Below are 26863 nucleotides of genomic sequence, written 5' to 3'. Positions count from 1 at the left end.
TCGCGGCGAGCCCTTGAATGGGCCAGCTGCGGAACTCTCTTGCGCAATCTGGCTCAGGCATACTCGGGCCGCATCGAGCCGTCGCTCAACGCATGGCCGCATTGCAACACGTCCTGGCTGGTAGCCCTCCCATTGACAAGCGTTACCGCCCCACATGAAAAGCACGGCCCCGCAACTCACCGTCATTGAAGAACGCCGCGCATTCGGCTGGGTCGATGCCCTGGTCATGCTGGCCTTGCTGGGTTTGTTGTGGAGCGCCTTGCACTTCGGCAAGGGCATGCTCGTGCATTTCGATCCGGCCGCGGTGCAGCAGGTCGACAGTTCGCCGAGCCTGATTCCCTACTACGCGGGGCGCACCCTGATGCGCATGTGGATCGCCTTCGGCTTCTCGCTGTTCTTCGCCATTTCCGTGGGCTACCTCGCCGCAAAGAGCCGCACCGCACGCGCCTTCATCCTGCCGGCGCTCGATGTGTTGCAGTCGGTGCCGGTGCTGGGGTTCCTGTCGGCAACGGTGACGGGGTTCATGGCACTGTTCCCCGGCAGCCTGCTCGGCGTCGAGTGCGCGGCGATCTTCGCCATCTTCACCGGGCAGGTGTGGAACATGGCCTTCGGTTTCTATCACTCGATGGTCACCGTCCCCCCCGACATGCAGGAAGCCGCGTCGACCTACGGCCTCACCCGGTGGCAGCGCTTCAGGACCGTCGAGCTGCCGGCCTCGGCGCACAGCCTGATCTGGAACTCGATGATGTCTTTCGGCGGTGGCTGGTTCTTCGTTGCGCAGAGCGAGGCCATCAGCGTGATGAACAAGGACATCAAGCTGCCAGGCCTGGGCTCCTACATGGTGCAGGCGATCTCGACCGGCGACGGAACGGCCGCCCTGTGGGCGGTGGTGGCCATGATCGCGTTGATCCTGGCCAGCGACCAGCTGGTCTGGCGCCCCCTGCTTGCGTGGGCAGACAAGTTCAAGATCGAGCTGACGGGGTCAACCACCCCGGCGACCTCCTGGGTCTACGACCTGCTGCGTGGCGCCTACCTGTTCACGTGGATCAGCGAACGCCTCTGGCGCCCGTTGGTCGACAAGGTGTTCCAGGTGCGGGTGCCGATGGCACGGTTGCCGGTGAGGCTCAAGGCGTCCTGGAAGAAGTCACTCTGGCGAGTGACGAGCATCCTGCTTGCCGTCTGGATCGGCATCGAGGTTCTCAGGGCCGTGGCGGCGGCCACTGCCGCGCTGCACGGCGCGCTGTCTTCGGCCCACGTTGGCCACATCGTCTGGCTCGGCTTCCTGACGGCCTTGCGCGTCGCGGCCATGACGGTCCTGGCCACGCTGATCTGGACGCCGGTCGGCGTGTGGATCGGGTTCCAGCCGCGCGTTGCGCGGTTCGCCCAGCCGCTGGCGCAGATCGGTGCCTCGTTCCCCGTGAACATGACGTTCCCGATCGTCGTCGGCTTCTTCGTGGCCAGCCACGTCAGCCTCAACTGGGGCAGCATCCTGCTCATTGCCATGGGCACGCAGTGGTACATCCTGTTCAACGTGATCGCCGGCGCCATGGCGATCCCGAACGATTTGAAGGAAGCCGCGCGCGTCTACGGCCTGCGCCGCTGGAGCCTCTGGCGCACCTTGATCCTCCCGGCGATCTTTCCGTTCTGGGTGACGGGCGCCTGCACGGCCGCCGGAGGCGCGTGGAACGCGAGCATCGTGGCCGAGGTCGCCACGTGGGGCGGCACGAGCCTGCAGGCCGATGGCCTGGGCGCATACATCGCCACGGTCACCCGGACGGGAGACACACCGCTGATCATCGCGAGCATCGGCGTGATGTCGATCTTCGTCGTGCTGATGAACAAGCTCATCTGGCGCCGGTTGTATGCCTTTGCCGAGCACCGATTCAGATTGGACTGAACATGAACACGCCCACGCCTTCATTGCGGGAGCCGGCCGTGCCGGTGGCCCAGCTCTGCGCCGTCACCAAGACCTTCATGACCGCGGGAAACCACGAACTCAAGGTGCTCGACAACATCGACCTGGCCGTCAGCGAAGGCGAGTTCCTTGCGCTGCTGGGGCAGTCCGGTTCGGGCAAGTCGACCATCCTGCGTTGCCTCACGGGCCTGATCGTGCCCACATCGGGCAGGGCGCTGGCCAACGGCAAGTCGCTCAACGGCGTGAATCCCGATGCTTCGGTGGTCTTCCAGACTTTCGCGCTCTATCCGTGGCTCACGGTCGAGCAGAACGTGGCGGTGGGCCTGATGTCGAGAAAGATCAGCCGCACCGAGCGCGACGCGGCCGTCGACCGGGCGATCGAGCTGATCGGGCTGGGCAACTACCACTCGGCCTTCCCGCGCGAACTGTCGGGCGGCATGAGGCAGCGGGTGGGCATTGCGCGTGCGCTGGTTTCCCAGCCCAAGCTGCTGTGCCTCGACGAGGCTTTCAGCGCGCTGGACGTGCTGACGGCGGAGAACCTCCGGCAGGAGCTGATCAGCCTGTGGCGCGACCCGGGCGGCGATCTGAGCTCGGTCTTCATGGTCACGCACAACATCGAAGAGGCGGTGGAGATGGCCACGCGCATCGTGGTGGTGTTTCCGCGCCCGGGGCGCATCGGCCTCGTGCTCGAGAACAAGCTGCCCTATCCGCGCGACAGCAAGGACCCCGAGTTCCAGCGATTGGTCAGCGTGATCCACGAATGCATCACCACGATGACGCTGCCCGACCTGCCGCCGGAGACGCCCGTGAAGGGCGAGCCCGTCTCGCGCGCCCGCACGCGCATGGAATCGATTCCACTGGTGCCCGTGGGGCAGATCCTGGGGCTGATGAGCATTCTCAGCGACTCGCCGGACCTGTCCAACATCTATGACATTTCCGATGAGATCGGAAAGGAGTTTGGCGAGACCATCACCATCCTCAAGGCCGCCGAGATCCTCGAGCTGATCGATACGCCCCGGCAGGAAGTGCGCTTCACGGAGCTCGGGCGGAAGTTTGTCGCTGCCGACCGCCTCGGAAAGCGCGCGATCTTCGAGGAACAGGTCTTCAAGCTCCGGCTGTTCCACATCATCATCGCGCTGCTCAAGGAGTACGAAGAAGTCGAGGCCGAGCGCGTGATCAAGGACATCGGCAGCGCCTTGCCGTATGACAACCCGGAGAAGATCTTCGAGACGATGATCGCCTGGGGCCGCTACGCGGGCTTGATGGACTACAACGCCAAGACCGGCATGGTGTTCGTGCCGGAAGACGGGGATCCGGTCGAAGACACTCACATCTAGCCCAACCACAACTACAGCCACGGCCCCCACAACCATGGAAAGCAGAGAATGCAGCCAACTCGACAGGGTCTAGGAGTTCTCACGCTGAGCGCGCTGGGGGTCGTCTACGGTGACATCGGCACGAGCCCTCTGTACACCATGAAGGAGGTCTTCAACCCGGCCCATTCGCTCGCCCTCGATGCCGCGAACATCGTGGGTGCGGTTTCGACGATCCTGTGGGCTTTGATGGTGGTGGTGACGCTCAAGTACGTGGTGCTGATCCTGCGTGCCGACAACCGAGGCGAAGGCGGCATCATGGCGCTGACCGCGCTCGCGGCCAAGGCGGCAGGGAGCACGCCCAAGCGTCACACGATTCTCCTTCTGATTGGCGTCCTCGGTGCGGCGCTCTTCTACGGCGATGCCGTGATCACGCCGGCGATTTCCGTTCTGAGTGCCATGGAGGGGTTGGAAACGATCACGCCTGCGCTCAAACCGTATGTGCTGCCCATCTCGACGGCTGTGATCATCGGGCTGTTTCTCGGGCAGCGCTACGGCACCGCGATCGTCGGCAAGCTGTTTGGCCCCATCGTCGTCGTGTGGTTCGCTGTCCTCGCCATCACCGGCGTGGTGCAGATCGTCCAGTACCCGGCCATCCTGGCGGCCCTCAATCCGTTGCGGGCCATTGAATTCATGCAGGCGCGCGGGTGGCACCTGTTTCTCGTCATGGGGTCGATCGTCCTGGCATTGACGGGCGCCGAGGCGCTGTATGCGGACATGGGGCATTTCGGCAAGAAACCCATCCGCCTGGCCTGGAGCACCTTCGTGCTCCCGGCGCTGGCGCTCAACTACATGGGGCAGGGCGCTCTGCTCATGAGCGATGCCACCGCGCTCGAAAACCCATTCTTCCGGCTCTTCCCGCCGGCCTGGCTGATTCCCGCGGTCGTGCTTGCGACCTTGGCCTCGGTGATTGCATCCCAAGCCACGATCTCCGGTGCCTACTCACTGACCAAGCAGGCGATCCAGCTGGGGCTGCTGCCACGCATGCGAGTGCTGCACACCTCGGACAAGGAGGTCGGGCAAATCTATGTTCCCCTCGTCAACTGGGTGGTGATGGTGGCGGTGCTGCTTGCGATGGTGGGTTTCGGAAGCTCTTCCGCGCTTGCGTCTGCGTATGGCATCGCGGTCACGGTCACGATGTTCATCACCACCTTGCTCACGTTCTTTGTCGTTCGGCATGCCTGGGGGTATCCGCTGTCACTCGCCTGGGCGGCGACCGGCGCGTTCCTGCTGGTCGATGCCGTGCTCGTGATTTCGTGCGCGCTCAAGTTCTGGCAGGGCGGGTGGTTTCCCATCGTCCTCGGCAGCGTCATCTTCGCGGTGATGGCGACCTGGCGGCGTGGCCGCGAATTGCTGATCGAGCACATCCGGCGCGACGACCCGGAGCTGTTGCCTTTCATCAGGCAACTGGTGGACGACGAGCATGTGCGCCGCACCCCGAGGACCGCGGTCTATGCAGTGGGCAATCCTGATACGGTGCCGCAGGCGCTGCTGCACAACCTCAAGCACTACCAGGTGCTGCACGAGCAGAACGTGATTCTCACCGTGCGCTTCCAGGAGGTGCCGTGGGTGCCCGAGGAGGAGCGCCTGCAAGTGGAACCTCTGGTCGAGGGATTCTGGAGGGTGCAAGTGAACTTCGGCTTCAAGGACGAGCCCGACGTCCCGCGTGCACTGCGCCTTTGCATGCGCGAAGGGCTCGCCATCGACCAGTCCGCCCTCTCATATTTCCTGAGCCGGGAGATCGTGATCCCGACACGCGGCGCAGGCATGGCCTTCTGGCGCGAGGCCATGTTTGCCACGATGGCGCGCAATGCCGGCAGCGTGGGGGATTTCCTGCGACTCCCGCACAACGGCGTGGTCGAGTTGGGGACGCGTGTGCAGATATGAGGCTTTTCACCCGGCTCCGGGGGTCTTGAGGGCACGGTGCTCGCCCACTGATGTCCGGGGAAGATCTCGGGTCATCCCGGCGGACGCCGGGACCCACTGCGTCCAGGCGAGGCGACGTTCCGGTCACATCTGGCCTGATACCCCCCGCCTCAACGCTTCTCTCGACAGCGTCGAACGTTTGGTCCCGCTGCCAGTGGGTCCCGGTTTTCACCGGGATGACAACGCTGCGATCGAGTCGACCCATCGGTGAATCGGCTGTACCTTCGATGCCTGCTGGCAACGCAGCCATTCGGGTTGAATTTCCCCGGACAGCAGTGGGCGAACGCCGGGACCCACTGCGTCCGGGCGCGGCGAGGTTCCGGTCACATCTGGCCTGATCGCTCCGCCTCAACGCTTCTCTCGACAGCGTAGAACGTCCTCCCTCACCTCGAAGTGACATTGGAAGGCCATGTGTTTTCCGACCGCGAACGCGCCGGGATGGCGAAGGTCTCGCCGTGCCGGCGCCGTGCGTCTTGATGCTTTCTTTATGGCCGGCGCCCGCAAATTGTCACGATCTTGATGCGCTCCTTCCTACGATGAAGCCTTCTGTATTGGAGGGCGAACGATGGACGCTTTTTACCTTGCACTCGCGGTGGCAGTCTGGCTCGTGATGGTCGGCTTCGCCGTGGGTTGCGCCAAGCTGGAAGGAAGCAAGACATGAGCGGGATGGTCATCCTGGGCGGCTTCGTGTCCGCCGCGCTGCTGGTGTACCTGGTGGCAGCACTTCTGCAACCGGAGAAATTCTCGTGAGCGCCCATGCCTGGGCCTTGCTGGCCGCGTTCAGCGTCGCGCTGCTGCTGCTCTCGCTGCCCTTGGGGCGCTACATCGCCCACGTGATGGAAGGCCGCTTCAAGGCGGTGGCGCGCATCGAGAACGTTCTCTACCGCCTGTGCGGCATCAAACCCGAAGCCGAGATGGGCTGGTTGCAGTATGCGCTGGCCCTCCTCATCTTCAACGGGCTCGGTGTGCTGGCCATCTATGCATTGCAGCGCTTGCAGCTCTGGCTGCCGCTCAATCCCCAAGGCATGGGCAACGTGACGCCGGACTCGTCGTTCAACACGGCGATCAGCTTCGTGACGAACACCGACTGGCAGGGCTATGGCGGCGAATCCACCATGAGCTACCTCACCCAGATGCTCGGCCTCACGGTCCAGAACTTCCTGTCGTCCGCGACCGGCATCGTGGTTGTCATCGCGCTGATCCGCGGCATCGCACGCCACAGCGTCAAGACGATCGGCAACGCCTGGGTCGACCTGACGCGCATCACCCTGTGGGTCCTGCTGCCGTTGTCGTTCCTGCTGGCCCTGGTGCAGGTGCAACAGGGGGGCATCCAGAACTTCGACAGCTATCAATCCGTGACCACGCTGGAGCCGGTGAAGTACCAGACGCCGAAGCTGGATCAGGATGGGCAGCCCCTGAAGAATGCCGCAGGCGAGCCGGTGCTCGAGGACCAGGTCACGTCCACCCAGACCCTCGCGATGGGGCCGGCGTCATCCCAGTTGGCCATCAAGATGCTGGGCACGAATGGGGGCGGGTTCTTCAACGCGAACTCCGCGCATCCGTACGAGAACCCGACGCCACTGTCCAACTTCATCCAGATGCTGGCCATCTTCCTGATCCCCGCGGCCCTGTGCTTCGTGTTCGGCCGCATGGTTGGCGATTCCCGGCAAGGGTGGACGATCCTCACGGCGATGGGTGTGATGTTCATTGCCAGCGTGGTGGCCACCACGGCCTTCGAGGCCCAGGGCAACCCGCAGTTTGCCGCGCTCGGTGTCGACCAGTCGGTGACGTCTGTCCAGGCCGGCGGCAACATGGAGGGCAAGGAGACCCGCTTCGGCATTGCCGAGTCCGCGCTGTTCGCCACCATCACCACGGCGGCCTCCTGCGGGGCGGTCAACGGCATGCACGATTCGTTCACGCCGCTGGGCGGGATGGTGCCCCTTGTCAACATGCAGCTCGGCGAGGTGATCTTCGGTGGCACGGGAACCGGTCTGTACGGCATGCTGGTGTTCGCCATCCTGGCGGTGTTCATCGCCGGCCTGATGATCGGGCGCACGCCAGAGTACCTGGGCAAGAAGATCGAAGCGCACGAGATGAAGATGGCGTCGATGGCCATCCTGGTGACGCCGCTGCTGGTCCTGCTCGGCACCGCCGTGGCGGTCATGGCAGACGCCGGGCGCGCTGGCGTGGCGAACCCGGGAACCCATGGGTTCACCGAGATCCTCTACGCCTTCACCTCGGCCGCGAACAACAACGGCAGTGCCTTCGGCGGCCTGTCGGCCAACACCCCCTTCTACAACGTGATGCTGGCGATCGCGATGTGGTTCGGCCGCTTCGGCGTGATCGTGCCGGTGCTGGCCATTGCCGGATCGCTGGCTGCGAAGAAGCGCCTGGCCGTCACCGACGGCACGATGCCGACGCACGGCGTGCTGTTTGTCACGCTGCTGATCGGCACCGTGCTCCTGGTCGGTCTGCTGAACTACGTGCCGTCACTCGCCCTCGGGCCGGTCGCCGAGCACCTGATGCTGTGGAAATGAGCGAAACAACATGACTCGCAAGACATTCACCCTGTTCGATCCCGAGCTCGTCAAGCCGGCGATCGCCGATTCATTCAGGAAACTCAGCCCGCGTGTGCAGTGGCGCAACCCGGTGATGTTTGTCGTCTACATCGGCAGCATCATCACGACGCTGCTGTGCGTGCAGGCGTTCATCGGGAAAGGCGAGGCCCCGGCCGGCTTCATCATGGCCGTGGCCTTGTGGCTGTGGTTCACCGTGCTGTTCGCCAACTTTGCCGAAGCGCTCGCGGAGGGGCGCAGCAAGGCCCAGGCGGCCTCGCTGCGCAGCCTCAAGAAGCAGACCTGGGCCAAGTTGATGGAAGGGCCCAAGTTCGGTGCCAAGTGGCACCCGATCGAGTCCAGCGAGCTGAAGAAGGGCCACGTGGTCATGGTGCTGGCCGGCGATGTGATCCCGGCGGATGGCGAAGTGATCGAAGGCGTTGCTTCGGTCGATGAAAGCGCCATCACGGGGGAGTCCGCGCCGGTCATCCGTGAGTCCGGAGGCGACTTCTCGGCCGTCACGGGCGGCACGAAGGTGCTCTCGGACTGGATCGTCGTGCGTGTCACGGCCAATCCTGGCGAGACCTTCGTCGACCGCATGATCGCGATGGTCGAAGGCGCCAAGCGCCAGAAGACACCCAACGAGATCGCGCTGACCATCCTGCTGGTCGCCCTGACCATCGTGTTCCTGGTCGTGACCGTGACGCTGTTGCCCTACTCGTTGTTCAGCGTGGACGCCACGAAGTCGGGGCAACCGGTGAGCGTGACCGTGCTGATCGCGCTGCTGGTCTGCCTGATTCCCACGACGATTGCGGGCCTGCTGTCGGCCATCGGCGTGGCGGGCATGAGCCGCATGATGCAGGCCAACGTGATCGCGACGTCGGGCCGTGCCGTGGAAGCCGCGGGTGACGTGGACGTGTTGTTGCTGGACAAGACCGGCACCATCACGCTCGGCAATCGCCACGCCGCGGCCTTTCTGCCGGCGCCGGGTGTCAAGGAAGCCGAGCTCGCCGACGCCGCCCAGCTCGCCTCCCTGGCGGACGAGACGCCGGAGGGCCGCAGCATCGTGATCCTGGCCAAGCAGAAGTTCAACCTGCGCGAGCGCGACGTGAACGCCCTCGGTGCCCAGTTCGTGCACTTCTCGGCCCAGACGCGCATGAGCGGCGTCGATCTGCCGCTGGTCATCCAGGAGCGGCAGGTGGTGGGCAGCGACACGCATCCGGCGAAGATGCGCCAGGTCCGCAAGGGGGCCGCAGCGGCCATCCGCAAACACGTGGAGAGCCTGGGGGGCGCATTCCCCGCCGCCCTGGCCGCGGTGGTGGATGACGTGTCGCGGCGCGGCAGCACCCCCCTGGTGGTGTCCGACGGCGTGAAGGCGCTGGGCGTGATCGAACTGAAGGACATCGTCAAGGGGGGCATCAAGGAGCGGTTTGCCGAACTCCGCCGCATGGGCATCAAGACCGTGATGGTGACGGGTGACAACCGGCTGACCGCCGCGGCCATCGCCGCCGAGGCGGGCGTGGACGACTTCCTCGCCGAAGCCACGCCCGAGCAGAAGCTCGCGCTCATCCGCCAGTACCAGGCGGAAGGCAAGCTGGTGGCCATGACGGGTGACGGCACCAACGACGCGCCGGCGCTGGCCCAGGCCGACGTGGCCGTGGCGATGAATTCGGGCACGCAGGCGGCCAAGGAAGCCGGCAACATGGTCGACCTCGACAGCAACCCGACGAAGCTGATCGAAGTGGTGGAGACCGGCAAGCAGATGCTGATGACGCGTGGCGCGCTGACGACCTTCAGCATCGCCAACGACGTGGCCAAGTACTTCGCGATCGTGCCTGCGGCGTTCATCACCACCTACCCGCAACTCCAGGCGCTGAACGTCATGCAGCTGGCGAGTCCGTCGTCGGCCATCCTCTCGGCCGTGATCTTCAACGCCCTGATCATCGTCTTCCTGATTCCGCTCGCGCTGAAGGGCGTGCCGTACAGGCCACTCGGGGCGGCGCTGCTGCTGCGCAAGAACATGCTCATCTATGGCCTGGGCGGGCTGGTCGTTCCGTTCATCGGCATCAAGGCGATCGACATGCTGTTGAGCCTGGCCCACCTGGCCTGATCTGGAGAAAGAACATGAAGAACCTCATTCGTCCCGCTGTGACACTGTTCGTGCTGATGTCGGTCGTGACCGGGCTGGCCTATCCTGCGCTGGTCACGGGCGCTGCCTCCATCGTGTTCCCCGACCAGGCGGCAGGCAGCCTGATCAAGGTGGACGGCAAGGTCGTCGGCTCCACGCTGATCGGCCAGAACTTCACCGACCCCAAGTACTTCTGGGGCCGTCCGTCCGCCACGGGCCCGATGCCCTACAACGCGGCGGGCTCGGGCGGCTCGAACCAGGGTCCCCTGAACCCGGCACTCACCGATGCCGTGAAGTCCCGCGTCGAGGCCTTGAAGGCGGCCGACCCCACGAACGGCCGGCCGGTACCGGTGGACCTCGTCACCGCGTCGGGCAGCGGGCTCGACCCGCACATCAGCGTGGCGGCCGCGGCGTACCAGGCCGAACGTGTGGCGCGGGTCCGAAAGCTGTCTCCCGGCCAGGTCAAGGAGGCGATTGCACGTCACACGGAAGGCAGGTTCCTCGGCGTGCTCGGAGAGCCGCGGGTCAATGTGCTCATGCTGAACATCGAACTCGACCGGCAGCGGCCGGCCTGATCCATGACGCCCTTGCAGGTCTGCGACTGGCAGGGCATCTTGCTGGCACTGGCGGCGGCCATCGTGCCGCTGGTCTGTGCCTGGTGGCTTATCGGGACCTCCGGGGCCACTCGCAAGGCCTCGCGTATCCTCAGAAGCAGAAAATGAACTCCTGCCATCCCAACGGGCCGCGTCCCCTGCCGCTGCCGCGCATCCCATGACCCATCAGCGCCCGGACCCCGATCAATTGCTGGCCCGCATCAAGGAAGAGGAGGTGCAGGCCCGCAGGGGCAAGTTCAAGATCTTCTTCGGTGCATCCGCCGGGGTGGGGAAGACCTTCGCGATGCTGTCGGCCGCCCGGGCCGCCCGCGCTCAAGGCGTCGGCGTGGTCGTCGGGGTCGTGGAGACGCACGGCCGCGCCGAAACGCAGGCCCTGGTGGACGGGCTCGAGATTCTTCCCCCCAGGCAGGTGGCGTACCGCGAGCGGACGCTAACCGAGTTCGATCTCGATGGCGCCCTGCAACGGGCGCCGCAGTTGATCCTGATGGACGAACTGGCGCACTCCAACGTCGCAGGGTCCCGGCATCCCAAGCGTTGGCAGGACGTGGAAGAGCTGCTCGATGCTGGCATCGACGTCTGGTCCACGGTCAACGTCCAGCACCTGGAAACGCTCAACGATGTGGTGAGCGGCATCACCGGCATCAAGGTGTGGGAGACCGTGCCTGACCGGGTGTTCGACGAAGCCGATGAGGTGGTCATCGTCGACCTGCCGCCGGACGACTTGCTGCAGCGGCTGAAGGAAGGCAAGGTCTACATGCCGCAGCAGGCAGCGACGGCCGTGCGGAACTTCTTTCGCAAGGGCAACCTGATCGCGCTGAGAGAGCTTGCCCTGCGCCGCACCGCAGACCGTGTCGACGACGAGATGCTGGACTACCGGCGCTCCCGGTCGGTGGCGCCCGTTTGGCAGACCCGGGAGGCACTCCTCCTGTGCATCGGTCCGGATGACCGCACCGAGAAGCTGGTGCGCGCCACGGCGCGCATGGCGGCACAGCTCGACGTTCCCTGGCATTGCATCTACGTCGAGACCCCGCGCCTGCAACGGCTGCAGGAGGCCTCGCGGCAGTACGTGTTCCGCATGCTGAAGCTGGCCCAGGAGTCGGGCGCCGACACCGCGACCATGGCCGGCAGTTCGCTGCCGGCGGCCGTGGTCAAGTACGCCCACGAGCACAACCTTTCGCGGATCGTCCTTGGGCGGGATACCCAACGCCGCGTCCCCCCTTGGCGATCCACGCTAGCCGAAGCCGTTGGCGCGATGGGGGTCGACCTGGACGTCATCCAGATCGCCTTGCCGGCGCGCGAACGAAGCCAGAGGCCAGTCGATGCCGCCTCCGCCTCACCGGGGCCGCAACCGAAGTCGCCGTGGTTGCCCTACGCATGGAGCGCAGCCGTCTGCGGCGGCGCGGCACTGTTCACCGCGCCGCTGCACTCGATGCTCGAACTGACGAACATCGTGATGCTCTTCCTGCTCGCGGTGGTGTTCGTCGCCGTGCGGTTCGGCCGCGGCCCGGCGGTGCTCGCGGCGTTCCTCAGCGTGGGGGCATTCGACTTTTTCTACGTGCCGCCCCGGTTCACGTTCAGTGTCGGTGACGCCCAGTACCTGTTGACCTTCGCGGTCATGCTGGTGGTCGCGCTCGTGATCGGGCAACTGACCGCCGGCCTGAAGTTCCAGGCCAGCGTCGCGACGTCTCGCGAGGAACGCGTTCGCGCGCTCTATGAGATGTCGCGAGACCTGTCTGGCGCATTGATGCCGCAGCAGATCGCCGAAATCGCGGCGCGATTCCTGAAATCGGAGTTCGGCGCCCGTGTGGCCTTGATGGTGGCGGGGCCCGACGACCGCGTGACATCGCCCGTTCCGGTGGCGGATCTTCCCGACGGCATCGAGGCCGGCGTGGCCCAGTGGGCGTTCGACCATGCCGAGGCTGCCGGGCACGGCACCAACACGCTGCCTGCGTCACCCGTGCTGTACCTGCCCCTGAAGGCGCCGATGCGGATGCGCGGCGTGCTCGTGATCGGCCCCCGCGATCCGGCGCGGCTTGCGGGTCCCGAGCAGCGGCAGTTGCTGGAAACGTGCGCTTCTCTCCTCGCGATCTCGATCGAGCGCATCCACTATGTCGATGTGGCTCAGTCCACCATCGTGCAGATGGAGTCGGAACGATTGCGGCATTCGTTGCTTGCCGCGATCTCGCACGACCTTCGCACACCTCTGGCCGCGCTCGTCAGCATGGCCGATACCCTGGCAATGACCGCTGGAGGCGGGAGCGGGCGTCCCGCGGAGATCGCGCAGGCCATGCGGGAGGCTGCATTCCGGATGAGTTCGCAGGTGTCCAACTTGCTGGACATGGCCCGGCTGCAATCGGGCCAGGTGCAGCTGCGCCTTCAATGGCTGCCTCTCGAAGAGGCCCTGGGCGGCGCCATCCGTGCCATGCAAAGCACGCTGGACCCGGGCCGCGTGAGGGTCAGGTTGCCGAACGATCTTCCCTTGGTCCACGTCGATCCCGCGCTGTTCGAACGCGTGCTCTGCAATCTGCTGGAGAACGCGGCCAAGTACACGCCGCCGGGTACCTCGATCGATGTCGGGGCAGCCGTTGCGGGTGACCGCATCCGGATCGTTCTCGACGACCAGGGGCCGGGTCTGCCTGCCCAGCGGGAAGAGGTCATCTTCGAGATGTTCGAACGCGGCAGGAAGGAAAGTGCGACCCCGGGCGTGGGCCTCGGCCTGGCCATCTGTCGTGCGATCGTCGAAGCGCACGGCGGCACGATCCGGGGCGAGACCCGATCGGGTGGCGGAGCACGTTTTATCATCGACATTCCGCGCGGCGAACCACCGCGCCTGGACATGCCCGAGGCCGACGGGCCCATTGGAGAACCGTCATGAGCGAATCGATGCAGCGCATCCTGGTCGTTGAAGACGAGACCGAGATTCGCCGCTTCGTGTGTTTGACACTGACACGCGAGAATTTCGAGGTGTTCGAGGCGGGTAGCGTCGAGCGCGGTCTCATCGAGGCGAGCACCCGCCGCCCGGACATGGTCGTGCTCGATCTGGGCCTGCCCGATGGAGAAGGCGTGGACCTGATCCGGCAGCTGCGAACGTGGTCCGACATCCCCGTGCTGGTGCTTTCGGCGAGAACGGATGAAGCCGACAAGGTCGAGGCGTTGAACGCGGGCGCGGATGACTACCTCATCAAGCCGTTTGGCGTTGGCGAACTGCTCGCACGGGTGCGGGCCCACCTGCGCCGGCGCGCCACGGTGGCCCGCGGGGCGGTCGTCGAGTTCGGTGACGTGAAGATGGATCTCGCACGCCGCACGATCACGAAGGCCGGGCAGGGTCTCCATGTGACACCCATCGAGTACCGCTTGCTGACCCACCTCGCGGCCCACCCGGATTGCGTGCTCACCCACAAGCAACTGCTTCAGGCCGTGTGGGGACCGAACCATGCGGAGGACACCCACTACCTGCGGGTCTACATGGGGCAGCTGCGAAAGAAGATCGAACTGGACCCGGCGCAGCCTCGGCATTTGCTGACCGAGACAGGTATCGGGTACCGATTCGTGATCTCGTGATTCCGGCGCCTGGCCCGCACTCCCGGGAGATGACCCGAGTGGAAGGCGTTGCGAGTGTTTCAACCAAGGACAGCCGCTCTCCGGGCGGCCAAGGCAACATTGGCATGGAGCGGCGCACCGCATGTTGATCAACTGTGTTGTCTACCAAGGTGGACGTAGGCTGGCGGACATCCAACCGGCGGAGATCAGCGACTATCTTCGGGATGAAAGATCCTTCGTGTGGGTGGCGTTACGCGACGCGACGGACGCCGAACTGGCCCGGATGCAAGAAGAGTTCGGCCTTCACGACTTGGCCATCGAAGACGCGAAGCACGGGCATCAGCGGCCCAAGGTCGATGAGTACGAGTCGACGGTGTTTGCGGCCATGCACACCGTTGAGTTCACCCCAACCGACGATCTGCGCGTCGGCGAGGTGGCCGTCTTTGCCGGGCCCAACTTCGTTCTGTCGATCCGCAGCCACAGCCAGCACGCCCTGATCGCGGTACGGGAGCGCGCCGAGAGAGAGCCTCATTTGCTGAAGACCGGCCCCGGCTATGTGCTCTACGCGATCATGGACGAAGTCGTGGATCGCTACTTTCCCGTCATCGATGCGCTCGAGGGCGAACTTGAAGCCATCGAGGGACACATCTTCGAAGTCGGCAGCGCGCGTGAGAACGTGAAGCGGCTCTATGGCCTCAAGCAGCGGATCACCACCGTCAAGCATGCGGTCGGCCCTCTTCTGGATGCCTGCGGAAAGCTCGTGCGCGGGCGCGTGCCGGCCGTTTGCGAAGGGAGCCGGGAGTACTTCCGTGACGTCTATGACCACCTCGAGCGGATGCAGGCCGCCCTCGAGAGCCTTCGCGACACCATTGGCACGGCCATTCAGGTCAACCTGTCCATGGCGACGATCGAGGAATCGGAGACCACCAAGCGTCTGGCGGCGTGGGCAGGCATCTTTGCCGTGGCCACCGCGTTTGCTGGCATCTGGGGAATGAACTTCGAGCACATGCCCGAGTTGAAGTGGCGGTGGGGATACCCGATCGCCTTGGCCTCGATCGCCGCGACGTGTTCGGTTCTCTACTGGCGATTTCGACGTGCGGGGTGGTTGTAGCGGTTGGTGCCGGCTCGGCCATGCCTGCAACTGGAACACTGCGCCGGCTTCCGGCAATCGCGCGCCACGTCACTGCGGAACCGGGCTCGACTCGCGCGGTGATTGCGGTGCCCGGCGCGCAAGCGCTCAAGCACGCTGCCGGGTCGCGTCGAGCAACTTGTCCAACGTGACGGGATAGTCGCGAACGCGTGCGCCCACCGCGTTGTAGATCGCATTCGCGATCGCCGCGCCCACCCCGCAGATGCCCAGTTCACCCACGCCCTTGGCTTTCATCGGCGACGAAGCCGGGTCGGTCTCGTCCAGGAAGATCACCTCCTGCCGCGGGATGTCCGCGTGCACGGGAACCTCGTATCCCGCCAGGTCGTGGTTGACGAAAAAGCCCCGCCGCGGGTCCACCACCAGTTCTTCCATCAAGGCCGCACCGACTGCCATCGTCATCGCGCCGATCACCTGGCTGCGGGCGGTCTTGGGGTTCAGGATGCGCCCGGCGGCGCAGACCGCGAGCATCCGCCGCACCCGAACCTCGCAGGTGTCGACGTCGACCCCGACCTCGACGAAGTGCCCGGCGAAGGTGGACTGTTGGAACTTCTGCGTCAGGTTGCCGAACTCGATGAGGTCTTCGGCGACCAGGTCACCATCGGCCGCGGCCGCGTTCAGGGGAATCCGGCGGTCGCCCACGAGCACCATGCCATCGGCAAAGCCGGCCTGGTCGACCGGCACCGCGAGGCGCTGTGCCACCGCCTCGCGCAGGCGCACGCAGGCGGCGTACACGCCGGCCGTGGACGAGTTGCCACCCCACTGGCCCCCCGACCCTGCAGACACCGGGAAGGCGGAGTCGCCCAACCGGACCACCACACGTTCGATGGGCAAGCCCAGCATCTCCGCCGCCGTCTGTGCGATCACCGTGTAGCTGCCGGTGCCGATGTCGGTCATGTCGGTCTCGACCGTGACCATGCCCCGGGCATCGAGGCGCACCCGCGCGGCCGAGTTCATCACCTGGTTGTTGCGAAAGCCCACGGCCACGCCCATGCCGATCCACCACGAGCCTTCGCGGCGTTGGCGCGGCGCCGCCGATCGCCGCGGCCAGCCGAAGCGCTGCGCGCCCAGGCGCAGGCATTCGGCCAGTTGGCGTTGCGTGAACGGGCGCTCGGGATTCTCGGGGTCGACCTGCGTGTCGTTGAGGATTCGGAACGCGATCGGGTCGAGCCCCAGTTTCTCCGCCATCTCGTCCATCGCGATCTCGAGCGCCATCAGCCCGGGCGCCTCGCCCGGCGCCCGCATGGCGTTGCCTTCCGGCAAGTCGAGCACGGCGAGCCGTGTCGCGGTCAGGCGGTTCGGCGCCGCGTACAGCAGGCGCGACTGCTGGATGGCCATCTCCGGCTTGCCACCGGGCAGGTCGCCCGACCAGCTTTCGTGGGCGAGGGCGGAGAGCTTGCCGTCAGGACCGGCACCCAGGCGGATGCGCTGGATCGTGGCGGGACGGTGCGGCGTGTTGTTGAACATCAGCGGCCGGGGCAGGGCGACCTTGACCGGCCGGCCCGCCGCCCGAGCGCCGAGCGCGGCCAGGACGGCATCCGTGCGGATGAACAGCTTGCCGCCGAAGCCGCCGCCGATGAAGCGGGACACGACGCGGACCTTTTCTTTCGGGATGCCAAGCGTGGTGGCGAGATCGGAGACGCCCCACGCCACCATCTGGTTCGATGTCCACACCGTCAATCGATCGCCGTCCCACGCGGCCACGGAGGCATGTGGCTCCATCATCGCGTGGGCCTGGTCGGGCGTCGTGTACAGGGCATCGAGCTGGACCGGTGCGGCCGCGAACGCGGCGCTGAAGTCGCCGCGCACGCTGTCGCGGGCACCGCGGCCGGTCTTGGGGGCGGCCGCACCCTCCTTGGCGGCGGCGAGTTCGTAGCTGCCGGGGGCGGTGGCGTACTGCACGCGGACGAGCTGCGCCGCTGCGCGCGCCTGCTCGAAGGTCTCCGCCACCACGAGGGCCACCGCCTGGTGGTAGTGATCGATGCTGGGGCCGGCCAGCAGCCGGGCCGTGTTGCGGTCCGCCTTGCCCAGCTTGCCCGCGCTCTGCGCCGTCACGATGGTGAGGACGCCGGGCGCATGCTGCGCGGCGGCCAGGTCCATCGACACGATGCGGCCCTTGGCCACCGTGGCGCCCACCACCGCGCCATAGGCGGCGCCTGGAACCTCATCGTGCAGTTCATACGTGTAGCGCGCGCGGCCGGTGGTCTTCAGCCGCCCGTCGACCCGGTCGACAGCCTGGCCGACGACCCGGCCCTGGTCGATGGGATTGGCACTTGCAGGTGTGTCGAACTTCATGGTCAGGTCCTCCCCGAGCGCGGCAGCAGGGACGCCAGCGTTCGCTCGGCGAGTTCCAGCTTGAACGCGTTGTGGGCGGCAGGCCGTGCGCCGGCGAAGGCGCGGTCTGCGAAGGCCTTCGCGCCCCGCGGCAGCAGCGCTTCGGCCGCTTCGACTCGCCACGGCTTGTGGGCCACGCCACCGAACGCCACGCGGCCGCTGCCATCCTCTTGCAGGATGGCGGCGACCGACACCAGCGCGAACGCATAGGAGGCACGGTCGCGCACCTTGCGGTACTGGTGCACGCCGCCGGCCGGCCGGGGAAGGGTGACGGCGGTGATCAACTCGCCCTGCTCGAGGGTGGTCTCGATGTGCGGCGTCTCGCCGGGCAGCCGATGGAAATCGGCAATCGGGATGCGGCGTTGCCGACCGTCGGCCCGCACCGTCTCGACGGTGGCATCCAGCACCCGCAGCGCGACGGCCATGTCGCTCGGATGGGTCGCGATGCACGCCGCACTCGACCCGATGACCGCATGTGAGCGGTTCGCGCCGTCCACAGCCGCGCAACCGCTGCCGGGCTGGCGCTTGTTGCAGGGCATGGCCGTGTCGTAGAAATAGGGGCAGCGCGTGCGCTGCAGCAGGTTGCCCGCGGTGGTTGCCTTGTTGCGCAGCTGCCCCGACGCGCCGGCCAGCAGCGCCTTCGACAGCACGGCGTGGTCACGCCGCACGCGCATGTCAGCGGCCAGGTCGGTGTTGCGCACGAGCGCGCCGATGCGCAGCCCGCCGTCGCGCAGTGGCTCGATGCGGTCCAGCCCGATCGCGTTCACGTCGACCAGGTGCGCCGGCGTCTCGATCTGCAGTTTCATCAGGTCGAGCAGGTTCGTTCCACCGGCGATGAATTTGGCTTCGGGCCGCTTCGCCACGGCCGCGGCGGCCTCCGCGGGCGTGCGCGCGCGTTCGTAGGTGAAGGATTTCATGGCGTCACCCCCGCCACTTCGGTGATCGCATCGAGGATGTTGGCGTAGGCGCCGCAGCGGCAGAGGTTGCCGCTCATGCGTTCCCGAAGCTCCGCCGGTGACAGGAGGGGGCGCGTTGTCAGGTCACCGCTCACGTGGCTCGGAATGCCGTCGCGGATCTCGCCCAGCACGGCGACGGCAGAACAGACCTGGCCGGGCGTGCAGTAGCCGCATTGGTAGCCGTCATGCTTCACGAAGGCGGCCTGCATCGGGTGCGGGCGCTCCGGCGTGCCAAGACCTTCGATGGTGACGACCTTGCCACCATCGTGCATGACCGCCAGCGACAGGCACGCGTTGATGCGGCGCCCGTCCGCGATCACCGTGCAGGCGCCGCATTGACCGTGGTCGCAGCCCTTCTTGGTGCCCGTGAGGTGCAGATGCTCGCGCAGGGCATCCAGCAAGGACGTGCGCGTGTCGAGTTCCAGTTCGTGCACCTGCCCGTTGACGTGCAAGACGACCTGGTGCGTCGGCACGCCGGTTTCGGCGTTCGCATCGGGGACAGGGGCGGCTTGCGCGGCCGCCGGTCGCGGCACGGCGAGTGCCGTGGTGCCGGCCGCTCCGGCGGCGAGCAGGTCCCGCCTGGACAGCGTGATGTCATTCGGGGGTGTGGTCATCGGGGCTCCCTGCGCCGGTTGTGGGGGGCGTGGCGCCTGGGGCGGCGCCGCGATGCGGAGCGGCACACGGCCGCGTTCGAGGACGAGCGCTCAATCTAAGCGCTTGCCGGGAATGCGGATAGACGGCTGGCGGTTGACGCTGTATCAACGTGGACTTGACGATCAGGCGCCGCGGCGTCCTGGCCGCGGGTCTGCATCAGTTCGGCGGGTCGAACACGTACGGATCGCCACTGAACTGGGGGTACAGCGCGGAAAACACGGCGACCGCGATCAACGCGATGGCAAGCATGCCAACCACCAGGATGCCGACGCCCCACCACACCGACGGCAGCGCGTCAAGCTGCAGGAAGAACGCGGCGAACAGCGCTGCCACGGGCACCAGCATCAGCAGCACGAACACACGACGGGGCCACGGCATTCGCGTCCAGCGTTGTGGGTGCAGGCCCATCTGGACGAACAACATCGGATCGAAACGCAACGGCGGCTCGGCGCGCGTGGCCAGCTGCAGCAGCAGCGCGCGCCGCAGCGCGAACGCGTTGCCGTACCACAGGCATCCGAGCGTCTGCGGCACGAGCAGCCTGAGCTTGCGTTCGGTGGGCGGGCGGGTGGGGCGCTCCGCGGTGAAGAAGTGCAGCCACTGCAGCGTCTCCTCGCTTCGCGATGATGTGGCCACCCAGACATCGACGCCGCCGCTTGGGTGGCGCCGCAACTGGTCCCACCGGATGTCGTTGAACCACCCGGCGGCGGCGTCGCCGAGCACGCCGATGTCCGAGACCACCGTGTGGGGCACCGGGCGCCGCCACTGTCGCACCACCCACGCCATGCCCAGCGCGCCGGCGGACCCGAACGCAGCGACCGCGAACCACGGGCCCAGCCCGCCATCGTGGGCGCTGAGCACCAAACCGAAGGGAACAACGGCGACGCCGGCGAACAGCAGCACCAGGGCAAGCGCCACGATGCCGCCAGCGAGGCCGCGGACCGATTCCACCGTGCGGTGGCGCTCGGCGTAGACGGGTTGGGGGATTGGCACACGTCGGACGGTCATCCCGGGATTTTGTGTCACGTTGCGCGATGGCTCTCTCAACATGGGGCGTGTGCAGTCTCTTGCCCGTGAACCAGTTCGGAGTCCGCATCAACGCCGATGTGTGCCATGCCGAAGTGCTACTGGTTTGTCGCCTGCGCCCGATGTGCAGTGAGAATCATGGAGAGCGCACCGAGCAATTGAACCGGGGCAGTCCTTTCGGCGCCTTCGGCTGAAGGCAGGGAGAAGTGGTTCTGCGACTTCCACATGTGAACGGCATTATAATGTGATTGCAATACGGAGCAATCATGGAACTCAAGACCGCACGACTCACGGTTCTGGTAGACCCGGCGAAGAAGAAGGCTCTCGAGGAGTTGTGCGCCCGGCAGGATGTCACGCCATCGCAGGTGGTGCGCCGGTTGATTCGCGACTACTTGGTGCACCATGGGGTGTCGCTCGTGCCGACCGGCGCGGACCGGGACGACGATGTCGAACTCGTTGTGAAGCGATAGGGCTCGTGGATCAAGGCACTGGCATCGGGCAACGGGGCGCCGGCCTGCCGAGCGCTCAACCAGGGCCCGCTCCCTGCATGTCAATGCTTGGCCACGTGCGTTCGGCCTTCGGTCGTGCTTTCCGCTACCTCAGTTGCCTGGCCGGCAGCCGGCGCGACCGGATGGCGAATCGCCAGTTGGGCGGATTGCTTGCCTTTGTCGCCGGCGCCGTGAACGCCGGTGGCTTCCTTGCGATCCATCGCTACACATCCCATGTGACGGGTGTTGTTTCCGCCATGGCGGACGATCTCGCAGCCGGTTCGTTGCCACTTGTGCTCGGCGGTGGGGCGCTGCTCGGGGCGTTCACCAGCGGAGCGGCATGCACGGCAGTCCTGGTCAACTGGGCCAGGCGCCGCGGACTTCACGGCCTGTATGCCATTCCGCTGTTGTTCGAGGCCGCGCTGCTGCTGCTCTTTGGCATCGTGGGCGCAAGTGTGAGCTCAACGGGCATGCTCCTGCTGCCCGCAACCGCGCTGCTGCTGTGCTTTGTCATGGGCCTGCAAAACGCGATGGTGACGAAGATGTCCGGGGCGGAGCTTCGGACGACTCACATGACGGGCATCGCGACCGACATCGGCGTCGAACTGGGGCGCCTCTTCTACTGGAACAGAACTGCGGCACACAATGAGGTTCATCCGGTGAAGGCAAACCGTGACAGGCTCTGGCTCCATCTCACCGTGCTGGCGCTCTTCTTCGTGGGTGGTGTGGTGGGCGCACTGGCCTTTCGCGCCATGGGCTTTGCGGCAACCTTGCCTCTCGCCGTGGCGCTTGCCGTGGTTGCCGGGCCGGCGCTGGTGGACGATCTGCGCGGGCGACGCGCGGGCGATCAACTCAGCTGAAACCGATCGTGTGCTTGCCCCTTGACCTTGTCACAGTGGGAAGGTCTAGACTGCCTGGACAGCAGCAAAGCCCACCTGTCCGATAATCCCCCAAGTGAAACACCTCCGCATCCTCATCCTGGTCTTGATGTCCATCCTGCTCCCCATCCGGGGTGCGGTGGCGGCGACCATGCTGTGCCCGGAAGGTGAGGGCGCGCGTACAGCCGCGGTGATCGCCGGGCAGGGACACCACGGCATGCATGCGGACCCGGAGATGCACGCGGACCACGCGATGGCGCACCATCATGCGAGCGCAGAGGCCTCCAGCGAAGACGCGTCTTCTGCTGACCACGCCACCACGTGCCACTTCTGCGCGAGCGGTTGCTGCATGGCCTCCATCGTGGGCACGGGCCCGTCCCTCGGGGAGCCGAGCCTGGCCTCCTCGGTCATCTTCGCGGCGCTCACGGCGCGCATCCCGGCCTTCCAATCGGACGGCCAGGACCGTCCTCCACGAACCATCTGACCCCGGCAGGCCTCCGCTGAGAGGCCGAACAGGGCTCGTGCGTCCATCGCACGGGAATTCCGCCGCTGGCGTCAAACCAGCGGTGCGTCGGATGAGTTCGAACCATGCAAAACAACCAAGCAGCCTGGGCTGTGGTCCTCGCCACGTGCGTACCTCTCCTGGCCACAGCACAAGCCGCCAAGCCGAAACCGGCTCCGCAGCTGTCCTACCAGTCAGCCTTCGCCGGCTACAAGCCCTACAAGGACGTGCCACTCGCCAACTGGCGAGAGCTGAACGACACCGTTGCAGGTGCACCAGGCCACACCGGGCACGCCATGAAGGCCATGGAGACGCCAGTGGCACCAGCGACGCCTGCCAGCGCGGCGATACCAACGAAGCCCATGCCGATGCATGAGGGTCATCCGAAGCCGGGAGGCCAGCGATGATTCGCCTGACTGCCATGGCGCTGGCATCGCTCGTGCTCGCGGGCTGCGCTTCTTTCTCCCAGGATGGCGGCTTCGATACCGTCGCGCAGCTCACCCGGGAGCGCGTCGGGCAGACCCCGCACTACCAGCGCACCGGCGAGCAGGCCGACTCGGCCAAGGCACGCGTCGCCGAGTTGCTGGCGCAACCGCTGACCGCCGACAGCGTGGTGGAGATCGCGCTCCTGAACAACAGAGACCTTCAGGCCAGCTACGCCGAGCTTGGCATCGCCGAGTCCGACCTCGTGCGAGCTGGCCGGCTCGCCAACCCTTCGTTCAGCTTCGGCCGTCTCAGCGGTGGCGGCCTCGTGGAGATCGATCGTGCCGTGCTGTTCGATGTGCTGGGCTTGTTCACCATGCCATGGGCCAGGCAGGTCGAACAGCAGCGCTTCGAGCAGACGCAGCTGCAGGCGGCCTTCGTGACGGTCGGTGTTGCCGGCGAGGCGCGCACGGCCTTCTTCGACGCCGTGGCGGCGCAGCAACTGGTTGGCTACTTCGGTCAGGTCCAGGAGGCGGCGGATGCTGCCAACGAACTGGCGAAGCGGATGGCCGCCGCGGGCAACTTCAGCAAGCTGGCGCAGATGCGCGAACAGTCGTTCTACTCGGACGCCACGGCGCAACTGGCCCGAGCCCGGCATCGGGCCGTGGCGGCGCGTGAACGCCTGAATCGGGTTCTCGCGTTGTCCGGGGACCCGCCTGCGTTCACGCTTCCGGACCGACTGCCGGATTTGCCAGCTGCGCCCGCCGAGCCCAAGGATGCCGAGCAAACCGCGATGGACATGCGCCTCGACGTGCTGATGGCCAGGCGTGCCACCGAGTCCACCGCCAAGTCACTGGGTCTGACGAAGACCACCCGCTTCATCAACGTGCTGCACGCGGGCTACCAGAACAAGAGCGCTACCGGCGAGCAGCGCAGCAACGGCTACGAAATCGAGCTCGAGCTGCCGCTGTTCGACTTTGGCTCGGCGCGAGTCGCCCGGGCCGAGGCCACCTACATGCAGGCCGTGAGCCGCACCGCCCAGGTGGCCATCAATGCCCGCTCCGAAGTGCGCGAGTCCTACTCCGCGTACCGGACCGCCTACGACCTGGCGAAGCACTACCGCGACGAGGTGGTGCCGCTGCGCAAGCGCATCTCCGACGAGAACCTGCTTCGATACAACGGCATGCTTGCCAGCGTCTTCGAACTCCTGGCGGACGCGAAGGACCAGATTTCGGGCGTCACCGGCGCTGTCGAGGCACTGCGTGACTACTGGGTGGCCGAAACCAACCTGCAATCCGCACTCACGGGCCGCCCGCCGGCCACGGCGCCGGCGATGGGCGCGAGCCGTGCCGCGGCTTCTGCGCAGCCAGCCCACTGAAGGAAAAGAACAATGACCCATCGAAGAACTTTCTTCAAGGCGGCAGGCGCGACCCTGTTGGGTGCCGCCGCCGTCAGCCGCGCAGGGGCGGCCTTGCTTCCCGAGGCGGTGACGCAGTCGTCCGCGGCCATGCAACTGCCGCCACCGCCACCGAACGGCCGGCCGTACCAGCCCATCGTCACGCTCAACGGCTGGTCGCTGCCGTGGCGCATGAAGGAGAACGTCAAGGAGTTCCACTTGGTGGCCGAGCCGGTGGTGCGCGAAATCGCCCCTGGCATGAAGGCCAACCTGTGGGGTTACAACGGCCAGAGCCCGGGGCCCACCATCGAAGCGGTCGAGGGCGACCGCATCCGCATCTTCGTGACGAACAAGCTGCCCGAGGTCACCAGCGTGCACTGGCATGGGATCCTCTTGCCGTCCGGCATGGATGGCGTGACGGGGCTGAGTCAACCGCCCATCGCGGTCGGCAAGACCTTCATGTATGAGTTCGTGCTGCAGCGCGCGGGCACCTTCATGTACCACCCGCACGCCGACGAGATGACGCAGATGGCCATGGGGATGATGGGCTTGTTCATCGTGCATCCGAAGGACCCGAAGCAGTTCAAGGTGCACCGCGATTTCGGCTTCATCCTCAACGCCTATGACATCGAGCCGGGTGCCGCGACGCCCAAGGTGAACACGATGCTCGACTTCAACCTGTGGACGTGGAACAGCCGCGCGTTCCCGGGCATCGACCCGTTCGTTGCGCGCACGGGCGAGCGGGTGCGCATCCGCGTGGGCAATCTCACAATGACCAACCACCCGATCCACATGCATGGACCTCACTTCGAGGTGACGGGAACCGATGGTGGATGGGTGCCCAAGAGCGCGCGCTGGCCGGAAGTCACGGTCGACATCGCGGTCGGTCAGATGCGGGCTTTCGAGTTCGACGCGCTCGCGGGCGACTGGGCCATCCATTGCCACAAGTCGCACCACACGATGAATGCGATGGGCCATTCGGTCCCGACCATGATCGGGGTGGACCACCGCGATGTCGCGAAGAAGATTTCGAAGCTGGTGCCGGACTACATGGTCATGGGCGACAAGGGCATGCACGAGATGGCAGAGATGGAAATGCCCATCCCGGACAACACGCTGCCGATGATGACCGGCACCGGCCCCTTCGGGCCGGTGGGCATGGGCGGCATGTTCAGCGTGGTGAAGGTCCGCGACGACATCCAGCGCGGGGACTTCAGCGACCCGGGCCCCTACAAGCACCCCGCCGGCACGCTCGCCAGCGAGTACACGGCCGAGATGCCGGAGGCGGTCAGGGCGCCGGCCCCGAAGGCTGATGCCAAGACCCTGCAAGTTCGTAAACCCACCGGCCACGAAGGCCACTGAAGGAACTGTCCATGAAGACATTGAACGCACTGACCTTGGCCGCGCTCGCTCTCGGCATGGGCGCGGCGTTGGCCCATGGCGATGGGGAACACGCTGCCGCTCGCCGGTTCGACGCGAGCAAGGTCGAGCCCACCGGCTTCGGCCAGGAAGGCAATCCGGAGAAGGTCACGAAGACCATCACGGTCGGCATGACCGACGCCATGCGTTTCACACCACCGGACGTGACCGTCAAGCGCGGCGAGACGGTGAAGTTCGTCGTGCACAACGACGGCAAGGTCTTGCACGAGATGGTCTTGGGGACGAAGGAAACGATCAAGGAGCACGCCGAACTGATGAAGAAGTTCCCGGAGATGGTGCATGCCGACGCCAACATGGCCCACGTGAAGCCGGGCGCGGCCGGCGAAATTCTCTGGCAGTTCACCAAGCCGGGCGAGTTTCAGTTTGCCTGCCTGCAGCCCGGCCATTTCGAGGCCGGCATGGTCGGGAAGGTGCTCGTGAAATGAAGTGGCGCAACATTCCTTTCATTGCGGCACTCGGTCTGGCCCTCGCCGCTGGTGCCACGGCACAGACCGCCCCTGCGCCAGCCGCCGGCGCACCCATCACCGACGGAGAGGTCCGCAAAGTCGACAAAGAGCAGGGCAAGGTGACGTTGAAACACGGACCCATCGCCAACCTGCAGATGCCTGGCATGACGATGGTCTTCAAGGTTTCAGACCCGAAGATGCTGGATGCCCTCAAGGAGGGTGACAAGGTGAAGTTCGCTGCCGACAGGATCGGCGGGGCCATCACGGTGACCGCCATCGAGGCCGCCAAGTAGGGCGCGGTGCGCCCGGCTGCCTTTCCGGTCGAAGGCGGCGTACCATGGATCATTGGCAATCCAGGGCATCGGGCGCGACGTGAAGCGAAGAGAACTCATCTTCAGTGCAGGCGGGCTGTTCGCTACCGGCGCAATCGGTGCGGTTCCGCAGGCCCCTGCCTGGTCGATGTCCGGCCTTCGCACGGGTGGGACAGCGGGCATGCCCACCGAGTTGCCGGCGCCGAGATTTCGGGCCGAACCACAGTGCGTCGTGATGCGCGACAAGACGCTCGGGCCCTGCCACACGAACGACGTGCCCATCCGGCGGGACGTGACCGCGGGCGTCACCGGTCTGCCGATGTGGGTCAGCCTGCGCGTTGTCGACGCGATTGGCTGCAAGCCGGTCGCGGGCGCCGACATCGAGATCTGGCATGCCGACGTTCGTGGCATCTATTCCGGACGCGCGGCCGCCCTGTGCAATCCGGATGACGCGGCTGCGAAGCGCGCCGGTTTCCTGCGCGGGCGGCAGGTCACCGATGCCGGCGGCGTCGTGAGCTTCCTGACGATCTACCCCGGTTGGTATGGTGGGCGTGCGCCGCATGTCCACCTGCGCGTTCTTGTCGAGCGTCGTGAACTGCTGATCTCGCAGCTCCTCTTCGATGAGGCGTTGAATGACGCGGTCTACGGCAATCATCCCGACTATGCGAAACGAACACGGCACGACACGCTGAACCGAAACGATTTCGCGTTCTCGGCCTCGGAAGTCGAGCGTTTCACCTTCGATGTCGAGAAGCTCGGCAGCGGCGTCCTGCAGGCCAGCTACACCATCGGGCTCACGCGTCGCCGCCCTTGA

23 protein-coding genes are annotated in these 26863 nt (G+C 66.1%); 19 read left to right on the top strand and 4 right to left on the bottom strand.

Features of this window, described 5'->3' with window-relative positions:
* Nucleotides 1-154: 154 nt before the first annotated feature.
* The 10 genes from ASC87_RS27675 to corA all read left to right on the top strand — a co-directional run bounded on the left by ASC87_RS27675 (nucleotide 155) and on the right by corA (nucleotide 15162).
* Nucleotides 155-1897: an ABC transporter permease subunit gene (locus ASC87_RS27675; RefSeq protein WP_056670757.1), complete on the top strand. Its 1743-nt coding sequence runs from the start codon at nucleotides 155-157 to the stop codon at nucleotides 1895-1897.
* Between the two features lie 2 nt (nucleotides 1898-1899).
* Entirely contained in the window at nucleotides 1900-3252 is a 1353-nt protein-coding gene (locus tag ASC87_RS27670; RefSeq protein ID WP_056670754.1) for a nitrate/sulfonate/bicarbonate ABC transporter ATP-binding protein, read from the top strand.
* Between the two features lie 48 nt (nucleotides 3253-3300).
* Nucleotides 3301-5175 carry a potassium transporter Kup gene (locus tag ASC87_RS27665; protein WP_056670751.1) on the top strand — a complete coding sequence of 625 codons (1875 nt, stop codon included), beginning with the start codon at nucleotides 3301-3303 and terminating at the stop codon, nucleotides 5173-5175.
* A gap of 696 nt (nucleotides 5176-5871) precedes the next feature.
* Nucleotides 5872-5964: a K(+)-transporting ATPase subunit F gene (gene kdpF, locus ASC87_RS27660; protein WP_056670749.1), complete on the top strand. Its 93-nt coding sequence runs from the start codon at nucleotides 5872-5874 to the stop codon at nucleotides 5962-5964.
* Entirely contained in the window at nucleotides 5961-7751 is a 1791-nt protein-coding gene (gene kdpA, locus ASC87_RS27655; RefSeq protein ID WP_056670746.1) for a potassium-transporting ATPase subunit KdpA, read from the top strand. Before kdpF ends, kdpA begins: the two co-directional genes overlap by 4 nt.
* 10 nt (nucleotides 7752-7761) lie before the next feature.
* A complete protein-coding gene (gene kdpB, locus ASC87_RS27650) occupies nucleotides 7762-9879 on the top strand; it encodes a potassium-transporting ATPase subunit KdpB (protein WP_056670743.1) in 2118 nt (705 codons plus the stop codon).
* Nucleotides 9880-9893: 14 nt separating this feature from the next.
* Nucleotides 9894-10472 (top strand): potassium-transporting ATPase subunit KdpC, encoded by a 579-nt coding sequence (gene kdpC, locus ASC87_RS27645; protein ID WP_056670740.1) that lies wholly within the window; start codon nucleotides 9894-9896, stop codon nucleotides 10470-10472.
* Between the two features lie 196 nt (nucleotides 10473-10668).
* The gene (locus tag ASC87_RS27640; protein ID WP_056670737.1) at nucleotides 10669-13386 is read left to right on the top strand and encodes a DUF4118 domain-containing protein; all 2718 of its coding nucleotides are present in this window, start codon (nucleotides 10669-10671) and stop codon (nucleotides 13384-13386) included.
* Nucleotides 13383-14072: a response regulator gene (locus ASC87_RS27635; RefSeq protein ID WP_056670734.1), complete on the top strand. Its 690-nt coding sequence runs from the start codon at nucleotides 13383-13385 to the stop codon at nucleotides 14070-14072. Before ASC87_RS27640 ends, ASC87_RS27635 begins: the two co-directional genes overlap by 4 nt.
* A 121-nt stretch (nucleotides 14073-14193) precedes the next feature.
* Nucleotides 14194-15162 carry a magnesium/cobalt transporter CorA gene (gene corA / locus ASC87_RS27630; protein WP_056670732.1) on the top strand — a complete coding sequence of 323 codons (969 nt, stop codon included), beginning with the start codon at nucleotides 14194-14196 and terminating at the stop codon, nucleotides 15160-15162.
* A gap of 126 nt (nucleotides 15163-15288) precedes the next feature.
* On the opposite strand, the gene paoC is transcribed toward corA, so the two are convergent.
* The 4 genes from paoC to ASC87_RS27610 all read right to left on the bottom strand — a co-directional run bounded on the left by paoC (nucleotide 15289) and on the right by ASC87_RS27610 (nucleotide 20147).
* Nucleotides 15289-17493 (bottom strand): aldehyde oxidoreductase molybdenum-binding subunit PaoC, encoded by a 2205-nt coding sequence (paoC, locus tag ASC87_RS27625; RefSeq protein ID WP_056670730.1) that lies wholly within the window; start codon nucleotides 17491-17493, stop codon nucleotides 15289-15291.
* Nucleotides 17494-17495: 2 nt separating this feature from the next.
* On the bottom strand, nucleotides 17496-18449 hold the full coding sequence (locus ASC87_RS27620; protein WP_056670728.1) for a xanthine dehydrogenase family protein subunit M: 954 nt from the start codon (nucleotides 18447-18449) through the stop codon (nucleotides 17496-17498).
* Nucleotides 18446-19102, bottom strand: coding sequence for an aldehyde dehydrogenase iron-sulfur subunit PaoA (paoA, locus tag ASC87_RS27615; RefSeq protein ID WP_056670725.1), 657 nt, complete (start codon nucleotides 19100-19102; stop codon nucleotides 18446-18448). The genes ASC87_RS27620 and paoA overlap by 4 nt, the downstream gene beginning before the upstream one ends.
* Before the next feature lie 196 nt (nucleotides 19103-19298).
* Complete coding sequence (locus tag ASC87_RS27610) at nucleotides 19299-20147, bottom strand: hypothetical protein (RefSeq protein ID WP_056670723.1); 849 nt, start codon at nucleotides 20145-20147, stop codon at nucleotides 19299-19301.
* A 284-nt stretch (nucleotides 20148-20431) separates the two neighbouring features.
* Here ASC87_RS27610 and ASC87_RS27605 point away from each other — a divergent pair, with 284 nt between their 5' ends.
* The 9 genes from ASC87_RS27605 to ASC87_RS27570 all read left to right on the top strand — a co-directional run bounded on the left by ASC87_RS27605 (nucleotide 20432) and on the right by ASC87_RS27570 (nucleotide 26863).
* Nucleotides 20432-20635, top strand: a complete 204-nt coding sequence (locus ASC87_RS27605; protein ID WP_056670721.1) for a ribbon-helix-helix protein, CopG family — start codon at nucleotides 20432-20434, stop codon at nucleotides 20633-20635.
* Nucleotides 20636-20712: 77 nt separating this feature from the next.
* Entirely contained in the window at nucleotides 20713-21513 is an 801-nt protein-coding gene (locus ASC87_RS27600; RefSeq protein WP_369820804.1) for a YoaK family protein, read from the top strand.
* A 94-nt stretch (nucleotides 21514-21607) separates the two neighbouring features.
* Entirely contained in the window at nucleotides 21608-22015 is a 408-nt protein-coding gene (locus ASC87_RS27595) for a hypothetical protein (protein ID WP_056670718.1), read from the top strand.
* Between the two features lie 104 nt (nucleotides 22016-22119).
* Nucleotides 22120-22440, top strand: a complete 321-nt coding sequence (locus ASC87_RS32295) for a hypothetical protein (protein ID WP_157604414.1) — start codon at nucleotides 22120-22122, stop codon at nucleotides 22438-22440.
* A complete protein-coding gene (locus ASC87_RS27590; protein ID WP_056670715.1) occupies nucleotides 22437-23834 on the top strand; it encodes a TolC family protein in 1398 nt (465 codons plus the stop codon). The genes ASC87_RS32295 and ASC87_RS27590 overlap by 4 nt, the downstream gene beginning before the upstream one ends.
* Before the next feature lie 12 nt (nucleotides 23835-23846).
* A complete protein-coding gene (locus ASC87_RS27585) occupies nucleotides 23847-25214 on the top strand; it encodes a multicopper oxidase family protein (protein ID WP_056670711.1) in 1368 nt (455 codons plus the stop codon).
* A gap of 11 nt (nucleotides 25215-25225) precedes the next feature.
* Nucleotides 25226-25717 carry a plastocyanin/azurin family copper-binding protein gene (locus tag ASC87_RS27580; RefSeq protein WP_056670708.1) on the top strand — a complete coding sequence of 164 codons (492 nt, stop codon included), beginning with the start codon at nucleotides 25226-25228 and terminating at the stop codon, nucleotides 25715-25717.
* The gene (locus ASC87_RS27575) at nucleotides 25714-26031 is read left to right on the top strand and encodes a copper-binding protein (RefSeq protein ID WP_056670704.1); all 318 of its coding nucleotides are present in this window, start codon (nucleotides 25714-25716) and stop codon (nucleotides 26029-26031) included. Before ASC87_RS27580 ends, ASC87_RS27575 begins: the two co-directional genes overlap by 4 nt.
* Before the next feature lie 199 nt (nucleotides 26032-26230).
* Nucleotides 26231-26863 carry a hypothetical protein gene (locus tag ASC87_RS27570; RefSeq protein WP_200954558.1) on the top strand — a complete coding sequence of 211 codons (633 nt, stop codon included), beginning with the start codon at nucleotides 26231-26233 and terminating at the stop codon, nucleotides 26861-26863.

This window comes from Rhizobacter sp. Root1221, assembly GCF_001425785.1.
GTDB lineage: Bacteria > Pseudomonadota > Gammaproteobacteria > Burkholderiales > Burkholderiaceae_C > Rhizobacter.
The sequence above is the reverse complement of the archived record's forward strand: the minus strand, read 5'-3'. Positions and strand labels throughout refer to the sequence as shown.